Below are 18000 nucleotides of genomic sequence, written 5' to 3' on the forward strand. Positions count from 1 at the left end.
GCCTCAGTCGTTGGCGGTGGCAGTGGCGGTGGCCAGGGCCACGCGCGGGGTGCCCAGCACCGGTTCGCGCACCAGGTCGGTGGCCTGGCCATCGACGATGTGCACGTTGCGCTGGGCGCGCGCGGCCAGCTCCGGGTCATGGGTGACCATCACGATGGTGGTGCCGGCGGCGTTGATCTCTTCCAGCAGTTCCATCACCCCGCGCGCCATCTGGCTGTCCAGGTTGCCGGTCGGTTCGTCGGCCAGCAGCAGGCGCGGGCTGCCGGCCAGCGCACGCGCGATCGCGGCGCGCTGCTGTTGGCCGCCGGACAGTTCGGCGGGATAGTGCTTCATCCGCGAGCCCAGCCCGACCTGGCCCAGCGCATGCTCGATGCGCTGCCGGCGTTCGGCCGCCGGCATGCCGCGGTAGCGCAGCGGCACATCGACGTTGTCGAACAGGTTCAGGTCCGAGATCAGGTTGAAGCCCTGGAAGATGAAGCCGATCTTCTGGTTGCGCAGCCGGCTGCGGGCGTCATCGCCGAGCTTGCTGACGTCCTGGCCATCGAGCAGGTAGGTGCCGCTGGTGAAGGTTTCCAGCAGGCCGGCGATGTTGAGGAAGGTGGTCTTGCCCGAACCGGACGGACCGGTCACGGCGACGAACTCCCCCTCGCGCACGTGCAGGTCAAGCGAGCGCAGGGCGTGGGTTTCCACCTGTTCGGTGCGGAACACTTTGGCGACAGAACGCATTTCCAGCATGACGGTTTCCTTTTGAAGTCGAGAAGGTTCAGTTGACGGACACGCGCTCGGCATCGCCGAACAGATCGCTGCCGGAGACCACGACGCGGTCGCCGGGCTGCAGGCCAGAGAGGATTTCCACTTCGCCCAGGCTGCTCACCCCGAGCTTGACCGGGCGGCGCACGGCGGTGCTGCCGTCCATCACGTAGACCTGGCCGTTGCCCTGTTCGACGAACGGGCCGCGCTCGACCTTGATCACGTTGCGGCGGGTATCGAGCACCACCCGTGCCTGCATGCGCTGGCTCTGGCGCAGGCCCTGCGGCTGCTTGTCGGTGAAGCGGATGCGGGCGTTGACCTCGCCGGCCACCACTTCCGGGGAGACGGCGGAGATCTCGCCGGGGAAGGGCTGGCCGTTGCCGCTGGTCAGCTGCGCCGGGATGCCCAGCGACAGTTCGCGGGCGAAGCTCTCGGGCACCTTGATTTCGATTTCAAAGCGCGACAGGTCGACCACGCCCAGGATCGGCGCATTGATGGCGACATTGGTGTGCTGGGTGGCCTGGACCTGGCCGACCTGGCCATCGAACGGCGCGCGCAGGGTCAGTGCATCGACCTGGCGTTCGACCTCGGCCACCACCGCGCGCTGGCGGTCGGCCAGCAGGCGCTTGTTGCGCGCATCCAGGTCGGCGCCCTGGGCCTTCAGGGTGGCGTCCTTGCGCGCATGCTGCAGCTGGATCTCGGACTTCTTGACGGTGTCCTCGGCCTTGGCCACGTCCACCTGCGGCACCGCGCCGCCGTCGAAGCCGCGCTGGTAGCGCTCCAGGTCGCGGCTGGCGGCCTGGCGGTCGATGGTGGCCTGGTCGGTTTCCTTCTGTGCGGTGGCGCGGGCCAGGGTGGCGTCCAGCCCGGCCCGCCCGGCCTCGGCCTCCAGCCCGGCCAGGGTGGCCTGTTCCTGGGCCAGCTTGCTGCGCAGTTCCGGGCTGTCGATCACGGCCAGTTCCTGGCCCTGCTTGACCACGTCGCCGGCGACCACCTTGAGGGTCACCGTGCCGGCCGAGATCGCATACAGCACCGGGTTGTTGGCGGCGATCACCCGGCCATCGGCGGCGATGTCGCGGACCATGTCGCCGCGCTTGACCTCGGCGATGCGCACCCGCGCACTGTCGAAGGACTGGCTGGCGCCCAGCCAGGCGCGGATGGCAAAGCCGATCGCCAGCAGCACCACCAGGGCGGCCAGCGCCGGCCACAGCCAGCGCTTCCAGGGGGCGGCGGTGCCGGCAGTGGAGAGGGACTGGTCCTGGGCGGAAGTGTCGCGGATCATCGGGCTCGTTCGCGGTTGGGTTGCCCGGATAGTTAGCAGGCAGCGTGCCAAGTATTGGTCCTTTGGAAACAAGCACTTGCAGAAGGCGCCCGGATGTCCGCGTGTCCGCGGACAGTGGTGCGGACACTTTTGTTAAGCCGCCGGCGCCCTGGCGCGCACGGGGGCCACGCTAGAATGCGGGACTCAACGGCAGGGATCAGAATCTATGTGCGGCATTGTGGGAGCGATCGCCCATCGCAACGTGGTACCGGTACTCATCGAGGGCCTGAAGCGGCTGGAATACCGCGGCTACGATTCCTCGGGCATCGCCGTGCTCGACCAGCGCCCGGCCCAGCCGGACCTGCGCCGGGTGCGCCGCACCGGGCGCGTGGCGGAAATGGAAAAGGCCGCCGCCGCCGAAGGCTTCGATTCGGTGCTCGGCATCGGCCACACGCGCTGGGCCACCCACGGCGGCGTCACCGAGGCCAACGCGCACCCGCACATCAGCCACGGCGTGGCGCTGGTGCACAACGGCATCATCGAGAACCATGAAGAACAGCGCGAAAAGCTGCGCGCGCTGGGCTATGTGTTCGAGTCGCAGACCGACACCGAAGTGATCGCGCACCTGATGCACCACCACCTCAAGAGCAGCGACAGCCTGTTGTCGGCGCTGCAGCGCACGGTCAAGGAACTCACCGGCGCCTATGCGCTGGCGGTGATGAGCCGGGCCGAGCCGCACCATTTCGTCTGCGCGCGGATGGGCTGCCCGTTGCTGGTCGGCCTGGGCGAGGGCGAGAACTTCGTGGCCTCCGATGTGTCGGCGATCCTGTCGGCCACCCGCCGGGTGATCTTCCTGGAAGAGGGCGACACCGCCGAAATCGCCCTGGATGGCGTGCAGGTGTACGACCAGGACGACCAGCCGGTGGTGCGCGATGTGCACCTGTCGGACGTGTCGCTGGCCTCGCTGGAGCTGGGGCCGTACCGCCACTTCATGCAGAAGGAAATCCACGAGCAGCCGCGCGCGCTGGCCGACACCATCGAAGCGGCGATCGACGCCGGCGGCTTCCCGGCCGAACTGTTCGGCAAGAACGCCGAAGCGGTGCTGTCGGGCATCGAGGGCGTGCAGATCCTGGCCTGCGGCACCAGCTACTACTCGGGGCTGACCGCGCGCTACTGGATCGAAGCGATCGCCGGCCTGCCGTGCAGCGTGGAAATCGCCAGCGAATACCGCTACCGCGCCGCCTACGCCAACCCCAAGCACCTGATCGTGACCATCTCCCAGTCCGGCGAAACCCTGGACACGATGGAGGCGCTGAAATACGCCAAGGCGCTGGGCCACCAGCACACGCTGTCGATCTGCAACGTGCCCGAAAGCGCGATCCCGCGCGCCAGCGAACTGGTCTGCTATACCCGTGCCGGCGCCGAGATCGGCGTGGCCTCGACCAAGGCGTTCACCACCCAGCTGGCCGCGTTGTTCCAGCTGACCATGGTGCTGGGCAAGCTGCACGGCCGCATCGACGCCGCGCAGGAAGCGGACTACCTGGAGCAGCTGCGCTTCCTGCCGGGCAGCGTGCAGCATGCGTTGAACATGGAGCCGCAGATCGCGATCTGGGCCGAGCGTTTCGCGCGCAAGAGCAGCGCGCTGTTCCTGGGCCGCGGCCTGCATTACCCGATCGCGCTGGAAGGCGCGCTCAAGCTGAAGGAAATCACCTACATCCACGCCGAGGCCTACCCGGCCGGCGAGCTCAAGCACGGCCCGCTGGCGCTGGTGGACGAGGACATGCCGGTGGTGGTGATCGCGCCCAACGACAGCCTGCTGGAAAAGGTCAAATCCAACATGCAGGAAGTACGCGCACGTGGCGGCGAGCTGTTCGTGTTCGCCGACCAGGACAGCAACTTCGTGGAGTCCGACGGCGTGCATGTAATCCGCACCCCGCGCCATGCCGGCGTGCTCAGCCCGGTGGTGCACACCATCCCGGTGCAGCTGCTGGCCTACCACACCGCCCTGGCACGCGGCACCGACGTGGACAAGCCGCGCAACCTGGCCAAGAGCGTGACGGTGGAGTGACGCGTCGGCCGCTGCGGCCGCGCTGATGCGCACAAAGGGTGGCCCCTGCAGGGCCGCCCTTTTTTTTGGTTCTTCGCCTATGTGCGGGGCTACAGCCGGCCATTGCCGGGATGCATTGGCGTTGCTGTTTCCGCTTCGCGGACAAACTCAAAAGCGTTTCGTGCCCCTGCGGGGCGCGAGCAAGAGCAGCCGACTAACAGTCGGCCCTACCCTCGTGCACCTGCGCCGCAGGAGCGGCGCGGAACAGCGCAGCTGGCCCGTAGGGTGGCGCACACGGATGTGCGCCATCAGAAAGTAACCAAAGAACACGCCCCCATCCGCTCGCCGTCGGGCTACGCCCGCCGGTGCCCTGCGCTTCTCGCGTCGGCAAGGGACGGTGCGGAACTCGCTGCGCTCGCGCCCCCAGACCAGCGGGCGCCGATTGGTCCAGCGCGTCGCCACGCGCCCATGTGCTGCCGCACAGCCCTCAGCACGTTTCACGCTTGGCCCGCACCTCTTCGCCCTTGCCGCCGCTGCGATGCTCGGCTCGCTCCAAGGGGGAGGTAGATCAAGATCGCGGGCAACAGCAACAGCAACAGCAACAGCAACAGCGGCCGAACCATCGCAGGTAGTTCCGACCCGCGGTCGGACAGCATTCTTTGGACAGCCGGGCTGTTTGACCGTAGCTCGGATCTGCCGTTTTTCTGTGAGTGCCAGCAATGTATGAAGGGTTGGCGCGGGTGGGTTGGCGGGACTGTCGAAAACATGGATGTTTTCGCCAAGCCCCCAGGGAGGGGTTCACGGCGTGTCCCGCCAACCCACCCGCGCCAGCCCAATCAGCGCATGCGTCGGTCACTGCCTTTGATCTGACGCTGCCGTTCGCAGCTGACTCCCCATAAATCGGCGAAGAACCTTTTTTGTACGTTCACCCGCTAGAGCCACCCCATGGGCGGCTCCCCGGCCTGTCCAAAGACGCGCATCCGCCCCATGGCGGTGGCTACCGGCAGCCGACGACGGATCTTTAGCCTGGCCCAGCAGCGGCATTCAGCGACGGTTCTACGCGCGGTGCCATTCTCGGAGTCGTCAAGCAGTTCCCACGACGATGCGTCCCAGAATTGCAAACTCAGGGGCACCGGTGCAGTCGTAGAATCGAGTTGACCGGGGGCATGCTGCTGCTGCCCTCGAACGTAACCAGGCGCACTTTTCGACTTCAGTAACCTGTAACAGGAAACAAGAATGAACGTCCGCGAACTCCTGCAATCCAAGAAAGATGCAATCGTCACCATCGATGTCGAGGACACCATCGGTGCCGCCGCGCACAAGATGAGCGCGCACAAGATCGCTGCCCTGGTGGTGATGAAAGACGACGCCCCGGTGCGGATCATTTCCGAGAAGGACATCGTGCGCAGCCTGGCCGACGATGGTCCGCAGGCCGGCCGTCGGGTGATCTCCAGCCTGCCGTCGGCGGGCCTGGAAGGCATCGCTCCGGATGCCACGCTGAAGCAGGCGATGGCGCTGATGACCTACTCGCGCCACCGCCATCTGATGGTGACCGAAGGCGCCAGGCTGGTCGGGATCCTGAGCCTGGGCGATATCGTCAAGAACCTGCTCAGCGAACTGGAACTGGAAAAGGCGGTGCTGCAGGACATCTACCTGGCCGCGCACTGAGCCGGCGCACGGCCGGTACCGTGGCAACGCGCCGGCCATGCCATTGGCCGGGCGTTGCCTAGAAGCTGACCTTCACCGAATCGGCGCTGTAGGTCGCCGGGCCGTGGTAGACCACTTCGATGTTGTTGCCATCCGGGTCGATCGCGAACGCGGCGTAATAGCCCGGGTGGTAGGCGCGCTCGCCGGGTGCGCCGTTGTCCTTGCCACCGTTGGCCAGCGCGGCCTGGTGGAACGCGTCCACGGTGGCGCGGTCGCGGGCCTGGAAGGCCAGGTGGTGGCGGCCGGTGAGCTGGCCCAGCGCCGCTTCGCTGTCGGCGGTGGAAACGAACAGTTCATCGGCCCAGAAATAGTCGTCGCCCTCGCCGGCGATCGGGATGCCGATGGTGTCGAACACCGCCTGGTAGAACCGGCGGCTGGCGGGCAGGTCGCGCACCACCAGTTGCAGGTGGTCGATCAGGCGGCCGCGATGCAGTTCCATGGTTTCCATACGTACTCCACAGGTTGGGCAGGTGCGCAGATATACCACCGGAACGAGGCGGCGGCATTGGCGTGGTGTGCACGTTGCTGACCGGGTCCTGGCGTGCCGGCCAACGGTCTTCAGGCGTACCGACCAACGGTCTTCAGGCGTACCGACCAACGGTCTTCAGGCGTACCGACCAACGGTCGGTACCTACCGGTGCCCGCCCAATGGGCAGGCGGGCACGCGGTGGGATCAGGCGATCGGGGTGTTGGAGATGATTTCCACCCAGTAGCCGTCCGGGTCCTTGATGAAGGCCAGGTGCTTCATGCGGCCCTCTTCCAGGCGCTTCTGGTAGGGCACCTGCAGGGCGTCGAAACGGGCGCAGGCGGCCTGGATGTCCGGCACCGACACGCAGATATGGCCGAAGCCGCGCGGGTCGCTGTTGCCATCGTGGTACACCGCCCCGTCCCGGGTTTCGGTGCCGTGGTTGTGGGTCAGTTCCAGCACGCCGGGGATGCCGGCCATCCACACCCGGCGGGCGTCGTCGCCCTGCGGAATCTGCGTGTTGGCCGGCAACAGGGCCAGGAAGTACAGGCTGAATTGGGCATCGGCGAAATCGCGCTGGTCGATCAGGCGGAAGCCGAGCACGCGGGTGTAGAAATCCAGCGAGGCCGCGGCATCCTTCACGCGCAGCATGGTGTGGTTGAACACGAAACCGGCGGTTTCCGCTGGCGGCTGGGCGGCAACGCCCGGCTGGGACTGCAGGGTGGCAAGGGACATGGGGGATCCTGTGGGGCCGTACGCGCACGGCGGATGCACCATCTTATGCCCGGGCCCGCCTGCCGGACACCCGTGGACCGGTCAGGCACGGGCTGTTTACGTGCCGAATGCGACGTAGAATGATGCATTCAACAGAAATCTCTTCGCCATGTCGCAGCGTGACTGGGTGGCCGCCGCCATCCGCAAGATCGAAGCCGATTTCAACCGCTCGGCCGACACCCATCTGATCCCGATGGACCTGCCCGGGCACGCCGGCATCGACCTGTACTTCAAGGACGAATCCAGCCACCCCACCGGCAGCCTCAAGCACCGGTTGGCGCGCTCGCTGTTCCTGTACGCGCTGGCCAATGGCTGGCTGCGCGAGGGGCGCCCGGTGATCGAGGCTTCCAGCGGCTCCACGGCGGTGTCCGAGGCCTACTTCGCGCGCCTGCTCGGGCTGCCGTTCATCGCGGTGATGCCGGCCACCACCTCGCCGGAAAAGATCGCCGCGATCGAGTTCCACGGCGGGCGCTGCCATCTGGTCGAGCGCGCCTGCGACCTGAACTGCGACTCGGAGAAGCTGGCCCGGGAAACCGGCGGCCACTTCATGGACCAGTTCACCTACGCCGAGCGGGCCACCGACTGGCGCGCCAACAACAACATCGCCGAGTCGATCTTCAAACAGATGGCCGAAGAGCCGCACCCGGTGCCGGAGTGGATCGTGTGCAGCCCGGGCACCGGCGGCACCGCCGCCACCCTGGGCCGCTATGTGAGCTACCGCCGCCACGACACCCGCATCCTGTGCGCGGACCCGGAAGTGTCGGTGTTCTACGATGGTTACTGCGCGGCATTGGCCGGGCAGCCATGGCGCGAGCTGACCTGCAGCGGTGGTTCGCGGGTGGAAGGCATCGGCCGGCCGCGGGTGGAATCCAGTTTCATCCCGACCAGTGTCGATGCGATGGTCAAGGTGCCCGATGCGCTCAGCCTGGCGGCGATGCGCCACGTCAGCCGCCAGCTCGGGCGCCGGGTCGGCGGTTCAACCGGCACCAACTTCATCGGCGTGCTGCAGGCGGCCGAACGCATGCGCCAGGCCGGCCGCAGCGGCTCGATCGTGACCATCCTGTGCGACAGCGGCGAGCGCTATGCGCACAGCTACTACAACCCGGACTGGTACCGGCAGCAGGGCATCGACACCGAACAGGCCGACGCGCTGATCGCCGCCGCGGTGGCCGGGCAGGGGCTGCCGGCGCTGCCATGCGTGTCGCTCGAAGCGATGTATTGAGCGGGCAGGCCGGGAGGTGATCCGGCCATGAGGCGGCGTTACGCAGCGATCGCCTCGTAGGCATCCAGGACGGTGTCGCGCAGTACCGGCGGCAGCGCCTCGTAGGCGGCGGCGTGGTCGTCGAACTGCAGCGCCAGGTCGACGCCGACCCGGCGCCCGGCACTGACCGCCAGCACGGTCAGCAGCGTGCACAGCACGAACTCGCGCTCATGGCCGGGTTCGCAGCGCGCCGCGCCGCGTTCGATCACCTCGTAGGGGTACCAGAGCTGGTCCTCGTGCAGGCGCCCCTGCTGGGGACCGACCAGTTGCTGCAGGGCCGCGCGGTGGCGGGGCTGTTCCTCGGCCGGGCCCAATGCGGCGATCCAGTCCAGCTCGGCGCCGCTGGCGGTACCGATCAGCGCGAACGCGGGCAGGGCGTGGGTGAAACCATCCATGACTGCTCCGGGACAGCACCGTGGGGGCTCCAGCCTCGGCCGGCTGCCGTCAGCCGCGCGTGAACATCGCCGGCGCAGGCCTTGTGCCCGGCCCGCGGCAATGCCATATCGTGGGCAATGCCGCGGCCGCGGCCCTGTTGTCTGGAGATGCCTGTGACCCCCACCAACCCCCTGCTGGATTTTTCCGGCCTGCCCCGTTTCGATGCGATCCGGCCCGAGCACATCGGTCCGGCGATCGACGCCCTGCTGGCCCAGGCCGAGGCGGCCGTGCGCGCCGTCGAGACGGTCAGCCCGGTCACCTGGGCCAGCTTCGTCGAACCGCTGGATGACGCCACCGAACGGCTGTGGCGCGCCTGGGGCCAGGTGGGCCACCTGCAGGCCGTGGTCAATACCCCGGCGCTGCGCGAGGCCTACAACGCCAACCTGCCCAAGGTGACCCGCTTCGGCAGCGCGCTGGGCCAGAACCTGGCACTGTTCCAGCAGTACCGCGCGCTGGCCGCCGCGCCCGAAGCGGCCCGCTACGACGCGCCCCGGCGCAAGGTGCTGGACAACGCCCTGCGCGATTTCCGCCTGGGCGGGGCCGAACTGGACGCGGCCGGCAAGGCCCGCTTCGGCGCGATCAAGGAAGAGCTGTCAGCGCTGTCGGCACGGTTTTCGCAGAACGTGCTCGATGCCACCGACGCCTGGTCGCTGCAGGTCGACGATGCGGCCGAACTGGCCGGGCTGCCCGATGATGTGATCGCCGCCGCACGCGCCGCCGCGGAAAAGGACGGCCTGCCGGGCTGGAAGCTGACCCTGCAGATGCCGTGCTACCTGCCGGTGCAGACCTACGCCGCGCACCGCCCGCTGCGCGAGGCGCTGTACCGCGCCAACGCGCTGCGCGCCTCGGAGTTCGGCGATGCCGCGCTGGACAACAGCGCCAACATCGACCGCGTGCTGGCGCTGCGCGCCGAGCTGGCCGCGCTGCTGGGTTTTGCCGACTACGCCGCCTATTCGATCGCCACCAAGATGGCCGAAGACGCCGCCCAGGTGCAGGGCTTCCTGCGCGACCTGGCCGCCCGCGCCAAGCCCTACGCGCAGCGCGACCGTGCCGAACTGGAGGCGTTCGCGCGTGACCAGCTGGGCCTGGACACGCTGGAAGCCTGGGACCTGGCCTATGCCAGCGAGCAGCTCAAGCAGGCGCGCTACAGCTACTCCGAGCAGGAGGTGAAGCAGTACTTCACCGAGCCGAAGGTGCTGGAAGGTTTGTTCGGCGTGATCGACGCGCTGTACGGGCTGCAGGTGCAGCCGGACGATGCGCCGGTCTGGCATCCGGACGTGCGCTTCTTCCGCCTGGTCGATGCGCAGGGCGCGCTGGTCGGCCAGTTCTACCTGGACCTGTACGCACGCGAAGGCAAGCGTGGCGGGGCGTGGATGGACGATTGCCGCAACCGCCGCGATACCGCCGCCGGCGTGCAGACGCCGCTGGTGTACCTGGTCTGCAACTTCGGCCGGGGCGCCGGCGGCAAGCCGGCCACCTTCAGCCACGATGAGGTCACCACGCTGTTCCATGAAATGGGCCACGGCCTGCACCAGCTGTTGACCGGCATCGGCGAACTGGGCGTGGCCGGCATCAACGGGGTGGAGTGGGATGCGGTGGAGCTGCCGAGCCAGTTCATGGAGAACTTCTGCTGGGAATGGGAGCGTGTGCAGGCGATGACCGCGCACGTGGACAGCGGTGCGCCGCTGCCGCGCGCGTTGTTCGAGCGCATGCTGGCCGCGCGCAATTTCCAGAGCGGCATGTTCACCGTGCGCCAGCTGGAGTTCGCGTTGTTCGACATGCAGCTGCACAGCGGGTTCGACCCGCAGCAGGACAACGTGCTGGCCCTGCTCGAGCGCGTCCGCGACGAAGTGGCGGTCAATCGGCCGCCGGCCTGGAACCGGTTCCCGCACCAGTTCAGCCATATCTTCGCCGGCGGTTACGCGGCCGGCTACTACAGCTACAAGTGGGCCGAAGTGCTCAGCGCCGATGCTTATGCCGCCTTCGAGGAAGCACCGGAACAGGTGGCGCAGACCGGCCGGCGGTTCCGCGAGGAAGTGCTGTCGCGTGGTGGCAGCCGCAGTGCCGCGGAGAACTTCGCCGCCTTCCGTGGGCGCGCACCGAAGGTGGATGCGCTGCTGCGCCATAACGGCATGGCGGGGTAAAACGCGCAATGGCGCGTTCCACCCCACGGTCTGCTGCGCACACCGTGGGCCCCGCCTCACCATGTCTCCAGATCCCCGCGCCTATCGGCGCGCCCCCTTGACTCAAGGGGGCCATGCCTCCGGATACGGATCGACGCAAGGCAGTCCAGTGCCGATCGATCGGCCTGGAGACAACGGGGACGCCAATAGCGGGGACGGGTAGTGCCGGCCGCTGGCCGGCTCCCCGGGGCATGTGATGCCACGCGCCTACGAGCATCATGCAGAGCCGGCCAGCGGCCGGCACTACCCTGCATCGTCATCGTGCGGCGGCACGTTGATCAATCGGCGTAGATCATCTTCCGGGTCATGCCGCCATCGGCGATGTGGTCCTGGCCGGTGATGAAGCCGGACAGCTCCGACAGCAGGAATACCGCCAGCGCGCCGATGTCTTCCGGTTGCCCGACCCGGCCGGCCGGATGCTGCGCGTGGTCGCGGCGCGAGAGTTTGGGTGTGCGTCGCCGCGCCGGCGCCTGCCAGGCATCGGTGGCGATCCAGCCCGGGCTGATGCTGTTGACCCGCACCTGCGGCCCTTCGCTGAGCGCCAGGGCATGGGTGAAGGCCACCAGGCCGCCCTTGGCAGCGGCATAGGCCTCGCTGTCGGGCTCGGACTGCCAGGCGCGGGTGGAGGCGATGTTGACGATCGCACCGGCTTGCTTACGCAGTGCCGGCAGCGCGTGCTTGCTGCACAGGAAGGCGCCGTGCAGGCTGGACAGCCGGCGCTGCCATTCGGCCAGCGTCATCTGCGCCAACGGGGTGCCGTGGGCGCTGGCGAGGCCTGCGTTGTTGACCAGCCCGTGGAGGTGGCCGAAGCGTTTCAGCGTGGCCTTGAGCAAGGCCTGCACGCTGCGCTCGCTGGCCACGTCCGTGCGCTGGAACGCAGCGCGGTCGGGCAACGCCCATTCCTGCAGGCAGGCCTTGCCGGCCGCGGCGTCCAGGTCGGCGATCATCACGCTGCCGCCGGCGCCCAGCACCGCCTGGGCGATGCCGCGGCCCACGCCCTGCGCGCCACCGGTGACGATCACCACCCGGTCACGCAGCGGCTGGCCGGCCCACTCGGCGATGGCCGGGGTCAGTGGCACCGCGGGGTGTCCTTGCGCCCCAGCAGCCGCGTCCAGCCTTCCACGCCCAGCTTGTCCAGGGTTTCGATGTTGCGCTCGACGATCACGTCCGGGTCCGGGAAGGCGGCCACCGCGCGTTCCACGCTGTCTTCGCGCAGCAGGTGCAGGGTCGGGTAGGGCGCGCGGTTGGTGTAGTTGCTGACATCGTCCGGCGCGGTCCCTTCGAACTGGTACTGCGGGTGGAAGCTGGCCACCTGCAGGATGCCCTGCAGGTCCAGTGCCTCGATCGCCGCATCGGCGTTGTCGAGGAAATCGTTGTAATCCAGGAAATCGGTCAGCACCTGCGGATGCACGATCAAGGTGGTGTCGATCTGCTCGGCCGGGGTATCGCGCAGCAGCACCAGCTCCTCGGCCAGTTCTTCGACCAGGGCCTCGGCGGTGGTGGCATCGCTGAGCACGAAACGCACCTGGTCCTTGACGTAGACCGCCTTGGCGAACGGGCACAGGTTCAGCCCGATCACGATCTGCTCCAGCCACTTGCGGGTTTCGGCGATCGGGTCGCTGCCGTCCAGGGCGGCGTCATTGGGCAGGGAGGCATCATTCATGGCGGGCGGTATCGCGGGCTGGGCAGGCGATTGTACGGCCCGCGCCCGTTACAGCGCGTGGCGGCCGTGGGCCGAAGGCCCGGGGCCGGCCAGGGCGGCGCGCAGTGCCGGGCACTGGCCGGCGCTGCCCAGGCCGCCCGTGCCGGTCAATCGCGGAAATTGTCGAACTGCAGCGGAACCTCGAACGTCTCCTTCCTCAGCAGGGCCATCGCATCCTGCAGGTCATCGCGCTTCTTGCCGGTCACGCGCAGCTTGTCGCCGTTGATCTGGCTGTCGACCTTGAGCTTGGCTTCCTTGATCTTCGCGGCGATCTTCTTGGCGACCTTCTGTTCGATGCCCTGCTTGACGGTGATCTTCTGCCGGGCGCCGGCCAGGTTGGTTTCGATGTCGCCAAATTCCAGGCACGCCGCGTCGATCTTCCGCGCGGTCAGGCGCTGGCGCAGGATGTCGGTCATCTGCTGCAACTGGAAGTCGCTGGGAGCGGACTGGCTGATCACGCTGTCTTCCAGCACGAACTTGGCGTCCACGCCCTTGAAGTCGAAGCGGGTGGACAGCTCGCGGTTGGCCTGGTCGACCGCGTTGGTCAGTTCGTGGATATCGACTTCGGAGACGACGTCAAAAGAGGGCATGGGCGGAACTCCAACGGGTGAATGCCGACATTCTAACCAACCCTGCATGGACGGCCGGGTCAGGACGGCGATAATGGGGCATGAATCTGCAACGCTCCCCCTCCCGTGCCGTGGCCTGGATGCTGATGGCCGTGGCCTGTTTCTCGCTGATGGACGCGGGCATGAAGCAGCTCTCGGCCAGCTATCCCACCCTGCAGGTGACCTTCCTGCGCGGCGCGGCCTCGCTGCCGTTCGTGCTGGTCTGGGTGCTGGCCACCGCCGGGCCGCGCTCGCTGGTGCCCAAGCGCTGGGGCCTGCACCTGCTGCGCGGCGTGCTTGGCATGGCGATGATCGGCTGCTTCGTGTACGCGCTGCGCAGTCTGCCGCTGTCCACCGCCTACACCATCTACTTCGTGGCCCCGCTGCTGATCGCGGCGCTGTCGGTGCCGTTGCTGGGCGAGCATGTCGGCCCGCGCCGCTGGATCGCCATCGGCATCGGCCTGGTCGGGGTGATGGTGGTGCTGCGCCCGGGCGTGGGCGGCTTCATCTCGGTGCCGGGGCTGATGGTGCTGCTGGCGGCCACCGCCTACGCGGTGGCCGCGATCACGGTCAGCATGCTGACCCGCACCGACACCCCGCAGTCGATGGTGGTCTGGTTCCTGGTGATCATGGCGGTCGGCGCCGGCCTGTTGGCCATTCCCGACTGGCAGCCGCTGCAGCCGGGCCACGCGGTGTTGATCGCCGGCATGGGCCTGGCCGGGGCCGGCGGGCAGGTGGCCCTGACCCGCGCCTTCCAGCTCGGCGAGGCCTCGCTGATCGCACCGCTGGAATACACCGGGCTGGTCTGGGTGATCGGCTGGGACCTGTTGTTCTGGGGCGTGCTGCCCGACCAGGTGACCTGGCTGGGGGCGGCGATCATCGTCGCTTCCGGTCTGTACCTGCTGCACCGCGAGCGGGTCCGCCAAGTCCAGCCGCCGGCGCCGCTGGACCATCCCTGAGCCCGGGCGGGCTGCCGGCCGGCCGGGATCACATGGTCTTAGAACCAAACGGAATATGATTCCACGCAGCCGCACGGGCCAGGGCCGTCCCGCGCTGGTAGGCTGCACGCCCCCTCCCGTCGATGCCCGGTTGACCGCGAAGTGATCGAGTTCCAGCGCCTGCACAAATCCTATGCCGTCGGCGGCCGCGCGATCGCCGCGCTGCAGCCGCTGGACCTGACCATCGAGGCCGGCGAGGTATTCGGCATCATCGGCCATTCCGGCGCCGGCAAATCGACCCTGATCCGCCTGATCAACCGGCTCGAGGAACCCACCGGCGGGCGCCTGCTGATCAACGGCGAGGACGTCACCGCGCTGGATGCGGCCGGCCTGCGGGTGCTGCGCCGGAAGATCGGCATGATCTTCCAGCACTTCAACCTGCTGTCCTCGCGCACGGTGGCGGCCAATGTCGCCTTCCCGCTGGAACTGGCCGGTACGCCGCGCGCGCAGGTCGATGCGCGGGTGGACGAACTGCTGCATATGGTCGGGCTTGAGGCGCATGCGTCCAAGTACCCGGCGCAGCTGTCCGGTGGCCAGAAGCAGCGCGTCGGCATCGCCCGCGCCCTGGCCACTCGCCCGCAGATCCTGCTGTGCGATGAAGCCACCAGCGCGCTGGACCCGCAGACCACCGCCTCGGTGCTCAAGCTGCTGGGCAAGATCAACCGCGAGCTGGGCCTGACGGTGGTGCTGATCACCCACGAAATGGATGTGATCCGCCGGGTCTGCGACCGCGTGGCGGTGCTCGATGCCGGCCATCTGGTCGAGACCGGCCCGGTCACCGAGGTGTTCCTGCATCCGCGGCACCCGACCACGCGGCGCTTTGTCAGCGAGTCCGAACAGGTCGACGAGGGCGAGCTGCACAAGGATTTCGACGCGGTGGCCGGGCGCATCGTGCGCCTGACCTTCCTCGGCGCCGATACCTACGAACCGCTGCTGGGGCGCATCGCGCGCGATACCGGGGTGGACTACAACATCCTGTCCGGCCGCATCGACCGGATCAAGGACACCCCCTATGGCCAGCTGACCGTGTCGCTGGTCGGTGGCGACGTGCAGGCCGCGCAGGCCGGGTTCGTCGCCGCCGGCGTCCACCTTGAGGAGCTGCGCCGATGATGCTGGCCACCGCAGGCGGCTTCTTCCGCCATCTGGACGCAGGCAAATGGGCCGATATCGGCCAGGCCACCGTCGACACCCTGCTGATGCTCGGCGGTTCGCTGCCGTTGACCCTGGCCATCGGCCTGCCGCTGGGCGTGCTGCTGTTCCTGACCGGTTCGCCGCAGCTGCACCGCAAGCCGGTGCTGTATGGCGTGCTGGCACTGCTGGTCAACCTGTTGCGCTCGGTGCCCTTCATCATCCTGATGATCGTGCTGATTCCGCTCACGCTGTGGATGATGGGCACTTCGCTGGGCGTGCGCGGGGCGATCGTGCCGCTGGTGATCGGCGCCGCACCGTTCTACGCCCGGCTGGTGGAAACCGCGTTGCGCGAAGTGGACCGCGGCGTGATCGAGGCGACCCAGGCGATGGGCGCCACCACCTGGCAACTGGTCACCGGCGTGCTGTTGCCCGAGGCGCGCCCGGGCCTGATCGCCGGTGCCACGGTCACCGTGATCGCCTTGATCGGCTTCACCGCCATGGGCGGTGCGATCGGCTCGGGCGGGCTGGGCGACCTGGCCTTCCGCGACGGCTACCAGCGTTCGCATACCGACGTGGCCCTGGTCACCGTGGTGCTGCTGCTGGTGCTGGTGCAGCTGCTGCAGATGCTGGGCGACCGGCTGGTGGCGCACTACAGCCGCCGGTAGGTGCCGACCGTTGGTCGGTACTGCCCCTCTGGTCGGTACGGCGGCACGGCGATCGGAGGTGAAACACGGCGGCCTTGGTCGGCCAACTCCGGTCGGTTCTATCGTGCGCGACGAATCGATTGAGCGGCCTGTCGGGCCGCGCTGCATTGCGTGACCGGCGTTCGTGCTATATTCCGTTTAACGTAATACGTTGCGCGGAATTATCCAGTCCTTCCGCTGCCGCCATACGTCCGCCGTGTTCGCCGGCCGCTGCCCCAGGCAGTTCCGTGGGATCCAGCGGTTGGCGGAGCGGAAGCTGCAGCTGCTGGATGCCGCGCAGACCCTGGCATTCCTGCGCAGTCCGCCGGGCAATCGCCTTGAGGCACTGAGCGGTGACCGGCGAGGGCAGTACAGCATCCGCATCAACGCCCAATGGCGGCTGTGTTTTGTCTGGACCGATGCAGGCCCGCGTGACGTTGAGATCGTCGATTACCACTGAGGCATTCCCATGAGCCGCCCCACCAACAAACTCAGGGCCATTCATCCTGGCGAGATCCTGCGCGAGGAATTCCTGCTGCCGTTGGCGCTGAGCATCAACGCGCTGGCGCGGGCACTGGACGTGCCGGCCACCCGGTTGCACGCGATCGTGCATGAAACCCGCGGCATTACCGCCGACACCGCCGCGCGCCTGGCACGCCATTTTGGCGGCGACCCGGCATCGTGGCTGGCGCTGCAGGCGCAGTACGACCTCAAGACGCTGCCGACCCGGCAGGAAATAGAAAGCAACGTGCGCCCGCGTCAGGCCGCCTGATCGCTGCGTGCCCGCCAGCGGCGGGCGAGCCGACGCCCGAGGCCGGCACTGCCCCCCGCCCGGATCAACGGACGTTCGGAACCTCGTAGCCCAGCCGGTCGACCTGCTCGGGGTGCTGCGGCACGCGTTTGAGCTTGTCGGTATTGACCCCGTAGTCATCGCGCAGGCGGGTGGCCAGTTGCTTGTACAGGTCCTTGTCCATGTCCGGCTTGCGCGCGAAGATCCAGGCCATTTCGCGGCCCGGGTAGCCCAGCATCGCCCAGGAATAGTCCGGCGCCACTTCCAGCACGCGGGTGTGGGTCGGCACGATCTTGTAGAACCAGGTGCGCCAGTTGTGGTTGCCGCTGTCGGCGTCGACCGAGGCGCGCACGGTGAGCTGCTGCAGCGGTTCGGAGAACCCGTTGCGGTAGCGGTAGTTGATGGACACCTTCTGGTCGCCGCGCAGGCTGAACTCATTGACGCTGGCGACATGGCCGCGTTCGATCGGGTTGGGAACCCGGCCGATCACATACCAGGTGCCCATGAAGCGTTGCAGGTCGATCGGCGCGCCGCCCACCTGCGTGGCCACCGGTGCCGGTGTCGGCTTGGCCTCGTGGCGGAACGCACAGGCGGACAGCAGCGACAAGGTCGACAGCAGCAGGACAGCGCGAAGCGGGCGGTTCACAGACATGCGGCGGAAGGCTCCAGTGGCTTGCAGGGGCATGGTGGGTGGGACGGCGGAGAACGTCAATGGCGGCGTGCAGATCGGTCGCCATGCGGGGTCCGGGGTGGTGGCCCGGACAGGTCGCAGCCTGTGAGATGCCGGGGCGGCAAGGTGGCCCATCACTTTCGTACGGAGTCGTGTCATGCCCTTGTCGTCTTCGCGTCATTCCCGGTCTTCACAACGCGCCGTCATCGGCCCGGACCCGCGGGTGCTGCGCGCGGTCCGCCAGCTTGCCCTGGCCGGGCTGGCGCTGGTACTGGTGTGGCCGGCCGCACGTGGCAGCAGCCAGTGGCTGGGGTGGGGGCCGTTGTGGCTGGTCGGCATGCCGTGGCTGGCGTGGTGGAGCCTGTATCGCTTCCGCCTGCCGCCGGGGTTGCTGCAGCGCGCGGCGCGATCGCGGCGTGGCCCGCAGGCACGGCGCCGCCGCCGCGCCCAGCCGCGTGCGCTGCGCCCTGACCTTCGACACGGGAGCGCCGGGCAGCCTGTGTGATAGCGTCCGGGGCTTATGATCGCCTGGAG

At 68.1% G+C, this 18000-nt stretch carries 19 protein-coding genes; 10 read left to right on the forward strand and 9 right to left on the reverse strand.

Features of this window, described 5'->3' with window-relative positions:
• Positions 1-3 precede the first annotated feature (3 nt).
• Together IC535_RS08840 and IC535_RS08845 are read right to left on the reverse strand one after the other, a co-directional pair.
• Complete coding sequence (locus IC535_RS08840; protein WP_228885311.1) at positions 4-735, reverse strand: ABC transporter ATP-binding protein; 732 nt, start codon at positions 733-735, stop codon at positions 4-6.
• A gap of 28 nt (positions 736-763) precedes the next feature.
• Complete coding sequence (locus IC535_RS08845; protein ID WP_228885312.1) at positions 764-2032, reverse strand: efflux RND transporter periplasmic adaptor subunit; 1269 nt, start codon at positions 2030-2032, stop codon at positions 764-766.
• Between the two features lie 205 nt (positions 2033-2237).
• On the opposite strand from IC535_RS08845, the gene glmS reads away from it, so the two are divergent.
• Together glmS and IC535_RS08855 are read left to right on the forward strand one after the other, a co-directional pair.
• Positions 2238-4079 (forward strand): glutamine--fructose-6-phosphate transaminase (isomerizing), encoded by a 1842-nt coding sequence (gene glmS / locus IC535_RS08850; RefSeq protein ID WP_228885313.1) that lies wholly within the window; start codon positions 2238-2240, stop codon positions 4077-4079.
• A gap of 1215 nt (positions 4080-5294) precedes the next feature.
• Positions 5295-5726: a CBS domain-containing protein gene (locus IC535_RS08855; RefSeq protein ID WP_228885314.1), complete on the forward strand. Its 432-nt coding sequence runs from the start codon at positions 5295-5297 to the stop codon at positions 5724-5726.
• A 58-nt stretch (positions 5727-5784) separates the two neighbouring features.
• On the opposite strand, the gene IC535_RS08860 is transcribed toward IC535_RS08855, so the two are convergent.
• Positions 5785-6213: a VOC family protein gene (locus IC535_RS08860; RefSeq protein WP_228885315.1), complete on the reverse strand. Its 429-nt coding sequence runs from the start codon at positions 6211-6213 to the stop codon at positions 5785-5787.
• Positions 6214-6438: 225 nt separating this feature from the next.
• Positions 6439-6966 (reverse strand): lactoylglutathione lyase, encoded by a 528-nt coding sequence (gene gloA, locus IC535_RS08865; protein ID WP_228885316.1) that lies wholly within the window; start codon positions 6964-6966, stop codon positions 6439-6441.
• Between the two features lie 148 nt (positions 6967-7114).
• On the opposite strand from gloA, the gene IC535_RS08870 reads away from it, so the two are divergent.
• Complete coding sequence (locus IC535_RS08870; protein WP_228885317.1) at positions 7115-8227, forward strand: PLP-dependent cysteine synthase family protein; 1113 nt, start codon at positions 7115-7117, stop codon at positions 8225-8227.
• A gap of 38 nt (positions 8228-8265) precedes the next feature.
• Here IC535_RS08870 and IC535_RS08875 read toward each other — a convergent pair whose 3' ends face one another.
• Positions 8266-8661 (reverse strand): hypothetical protein, encoded by a 396-nt coding sequence (locus IC535_RS08875; protein WP_228885318.1) that lies wholly within the window; start codon positions 8659-8661, stop codon positions 8266-8268.
• Positions 8662-8808: 147 nt separating this feature from the next.
• Here IC535_RS08875 and IC535_RS08880 point away from each other — a divergent pair, with 147 nt between their 5' ends.
• Entirely contained in the window at positions 8809-10845 is a 2037-nt protein-coding gene (locus IC535_RS08880) for a M3 family metallopeptidase (RefSeq protein WP_228885319.1), read from the forward strand.
• 317 nt (positions 10846-11162) lie between these two features.
• On the opposite strand, the gene IC535_RS08885 is transcribed toward IC535_RS08880, so the two are convergent.
• The 3 genes from IC535_RS08885 to IC535_RS08895 all read right to left on the reverse strand — a co-directional run bounded on the left by IC535_RS08885 (position 11163) and on the right by IC535_RS08895 (position 13176).
• A complete protein-coding gene (locus tag IC535_RS08885; RefSeq protein WP_228885320.1) occupies positions 11163-11963 on the reverse strand; it encodes an SDR family oxidoreductase in 801 nt (266 codons plus the stop codon).
• A complete protein-coding gene (locus tag IC535_RS08890) occupies positions 11954-12547 on the reverse strand; it encodes a DUF1415 domain-containing protein (protein WP_228885321.1) in 594 nt (197 codons plus the stop codon). Before IC535_RS08890 ends, IC535_RS08885 begins: the two co-directional genes overlap by 10 nt.
• A gap of 146 nt (positions 12548-12693) precedes the next feature.
• The gene (locus tag IC535_RS08895; protein ID WP_228885322.1) at positions 12694-13176 is read right to left on the reverse strand and encodes a YajQ family cyclic di-GMP-binding protein; all 483 of its coding nucleotides are present in this window, start codon (positions 13174-13176) and stop codon (positions 12694-12696) included.
• 80 nt (positions 13177-13256) lie between these two features.
• Here IC535_RS08895 and IC535_RS08900 point away from each other — a divergent pair, with 80 nt between their 5' ends.
• From IC535_RS08900 to IC535_RS08920, 5 genes are all read left to right on the forward strand, one after another.
• Positions 13257-14153 carry a DMT family transporter gene (locus IC535_RS08900; RefSeq protein WP_228885323.1) on the forward strand — a complete coding sequence of 299 codons (897 nt, stop codon included), beginning with the start codon at positions 13257-13259 and terminating at the stop codon, positions 14151-14153.
• A 141-nt stretch (positions 14154-14294) separates the two neighbouring features.
• The gene (locus IC535_RS08905) at positions 14295-15302 is read left to right on the forward strand and encodes a methionine ABC transporter ATP-binding protein (RefSeq protein WP_228885324.1); all 1008 of its coding nucleotides are present in this window, start codon (positions 14295-14297) and stop codon (positions 15300-15302) included.
• Positions 15299-15988: a methionine ABC transporter permease gene (locus tag IC535_RS08910; protein WP_228885325.1), complete on the forward strand. Its 690-nt coding sequence runs from the start codon at positions 15299-15301 to the stop codon at positions 15986-15988. The genes IC535_RS08905 and IC535_RS08910 overlap by 4 nt, the downstream gene beginning before the upstream one ends.
• A 199-nt stretch (positions 15989-16187) precedes the next feature.
• The gene (locus IC535_RS08915) at positions 16188-16466 is read left to right on the forward strand and encodes a type II toxin-antitoxin system RelE/ParE family toxin (protein WP_228885453.1); all 279 of its coding nucleotides are present in this window, start codon (positions 16188-16190) and stop codon (positions 16464-16466) included.
• 9 nt (positions 16467-16475) lie between these two features.
• Complete coding sequence (locus tag IC535_RS08920; RefSeq protein WP_228885326.1) at positions 16476-16778, forward strand: HigA family addiction module antitoxin; 303 nt, start codon at positions 16476-16478, stop codon at positions 16776-16778.
• A 64-nt stretch (positions 16779-16842) separates the two neighbouring features.
• Here IC535_RS08920 and IC535_RS08925 read toward each other — a convergent pair whose 3' ends face one another.
• Entirely contained in the window at positions 16843-17448 is a 606-nt protein-coding gene (locus tag IC535_RS08925) for a lipocalin family protein (protein WP_228885327.1), read from the reverse strand.
• 175 nt (positions 17449-17623) lie between these two features.
• On the opposite strand from IC535_RS08925, the gene IC535_RS08930 reads away from it, so the two are divergent.
• Positions 17624-17971: a hypothetical protein gene (locus IC535_RS08930; protein ID WP_228885328.1), complete on the forward strand. Its 348-nt coding sequence runs from the start codon at positions 17624-17626 to the stop codon at positions 17969-17971.
• The last annotated feature ends 29 nt before the right edge of the window (positions 17972-18000 follow it).

Source organism: Stenotrophomonas rhizophila (assembly GCF_020857975.1).
GTDB classification, from domain to species: domain Bacteria; phylum Pseudomonadota; class Gammaproteobacteria; order Xanthomonadales; family Xanthomonadaceae; genus Stenotrophomonas; species Stenotrophomonas rhizophila_C.